This is a genomic window from Streptomyces sp. NPDC002446, from assembly GCF_053595675.1.
In genome coordinates this window covers 1-2,588 of the sequence record NZ_JBSFYC010000158.1, presented here as the reverse complement: position 1 = coordinate 2,588, position 2,588 = coordinate 1, and the positions used below count along the sequence as shown (strand labels likewise).

Genomic DNA, 2,588 nt, shown 5'->3' with positions numbered 1-2,588 from the left:
TCAAAAGCCCCACACACCTCATCCACAGCCGCAGCAAAAACCGGAAACACCCCATACAAAACACGCCCCATCCCCACCCGCTGCGAACCCTGACCCGAAAAGAGAAAACCAACCCGGCCGGAAACACCGGACACACGGCCCTCCACCACGCCGGTTGGTGTCTCGCCCTGAGACATCGCGGTCAGGGCGTCAAGGGCACTAGGGCGGTCCGCGGCGAGGACCACGGCGCGGTGCTCCATCACAGCCCGGGTCGTCGCCAGGGAGTACGCGGCGTCGTCCGGCGCCAGCTCGGGCCGCGCCGCTACGTACGTACGCAGCCGCTCCGCCTGGGCCCGCAGCGCCTCGGCACCGCGGGCGGTGATCAGCCATGGGATCATGCCCACGCCCGTGTCGCCCGTGTCGCCCGTGTCGCCCTTGCGCTCCGGCTCGGGCTCCGCCGCCTCGGCGACCGGCGCCTGCTCGATGATCGCGTGCGCATTGGTCCCGCTCACACCGAACGACGACACACCCGCACGCCGCACCCGACCGGCCACCGAAGGCCAGGCCCGCTCCTCCGTCAGCAGCTCCACCGCACCCGCTGACCAGTCCACATGAGGCGACGGCTCATCCACATGCAGCGTCCGCGGCAACACACCATGCCGCATCGCCAACACCATCTTGATCACACCACCGACACCCGCAGCCGCCTGCGTATGCCCGACATTCGACTTCAACGACCCCAGCCACAACGGCCCCGCAGCCTCATCCCGACCCTGCCCATACGTCGCGATCAGCGCCTGCGCCTCGATCGGGTCACCCAACGTCGTCCCCGTACCGTGCGCCTCCACCACATCCACCTGGTCCGGGGTGAGACGGGCATTGGCCAGGGCCTGCCGAATGACGCGCTCCTGCGACGGCCCATTGGGGGCCGTCAGGCCGTTGCTCGCCCCGTCCTGGTTCACCGCCGTGCCACGCACCACGGCCAGCACCTCATGGCCGTTACGGCGCGCATCCGACAGCCGCTCCAGCACCAGCACACCGACACCCTCGCCCCAGCCCGTGCCGTCCGCAGCGGCCGCGAACGCCTTGCACCGGCCGTCCGCCGCCAGCCCCCGCTGACGACTGAACTCCACGAATGTCCCCGGTGTGGACATGACGGTCGCGCCGCCGGCCAGGGCCAGGGTGCACTCGCCCTGCCGCAGGGCCTGCGCCGCCAGATGCAGCGCCACCAGCGACGACGAGCACGCGGTGTCCACCGTCACCGCCGGGCCCTCCAGCCCGAACGTGTACGAGACCCGGCCCGAGACCACGCTCGCGGCGGTACCGGTGAGCAGATAGCCCTCGAATTCCTCGGGCGCCTCGCTCATCCGCGGGCCGTAGTCGTCCTGCGACACCACGCCCATGAAGACCCCGGACCGGCTGCCGCGCAGGCTCTCCGGATTGATCCCGGCCCGCTCGAACGCCTCCCACGACGTCTCCAGCAGCAGCCGCTGCTGCGGATCCATCGCCAGCGCCTCCCGCGGCGAAATCCCGAAGAACCCCGGATCGAACTCCGCCGCACCGTAAAGGAAACCGCCCTCGCGGACGTACGACGTGCCCGCATGCTCCGGATCCGCGTCATACAGCGACTCGACGTCCCAGCCACGATCCGCCGGGAACACCGAAATCGCATCCCCGCCCTCGGCAACAAGCCGCCACAGATCCTCCGGCGAACTCACCCCACCCGGAAAACGGCACGCCATCGACACAATGACGACCGGATCGTCATCGACGGCCGGCAGGGCGGCGACCGGGGCCGCCGTCACGCTCTCCGGCTGCGCCCCAGCCGTCCGCCCGGCGAGTTCGCCGTACAGATGGCGGGCCAGCGCCTTGGGAGTCGGGTAGTTGAAGACCAGGGTCGGGGTCAGTCGCAGACCGGTCGCGTTCTTCAGGCGATTGCGGAGTTCGACCGCCGTCAGGGAATCAAAGCCGATGTCCTTGAACGCCTGAGTCTCACCGACCGCGTCCGTTGACGCATGTCCCAGCACGGCCGCGGCCTGGGTACGTACGAGTTCCAGCAGCAGATGCTCCGCCTCGGCGGCGGGCAGGTCCGCGACACGCTGCGCCAGCGACGACGCCGTTCCGTCGGCTTCCCCGTCCTTGGTGGACGAAGGGGTCGCCCGAGACATCCGTACGTCCGGCAGGTCGGCGATCAGGGGGCTGGGCCGACCCGCGGTGAACGAGGGCACAAAGCGCTCCCAGTCCACGTCGGCGATCATCACTGCGGCCTCGCCGCGCCCCACCGCCTGTGCCATCGCACCGAGCGCCAGGTCGGCGTCCAGGGCGGGAAGTCCGCGCCTGCGCAGCTCCTCTCCGACCGTGCCACCGGCGACACCGCCCGCGTTCCACGGCCCCCAGGCCACCGATGTCGCGGGCAGGCCGAGGTCATGACGCTGCTGGGCCAACGCGTCCAAGGCGGCGCTGGCGGCGGCGAAGTTACCCTGCCCGGCACGTCCGAGAGTGCCGACGACCGAGGAGAAGAGGACGAAGGCGTCCAGGTCGCGGTCACGGGTCAGCTCGTCCAGTACGGCCGCGGCACCCGCCTTCGCCCGCACCACACCCGCCACCCG

General features: G+C 70.5%; 1 protein-coding gene. It reads right to left on the bottom strand.

Annotated elements, in window-relative coordinates:
* On the bottom strand, positions 1-2,588 hold a 2,588-nt coding region (locus ACWD6P_RS36895), incomplete at both ends, for a type I polyketide synthase (protein WP_451448592.1).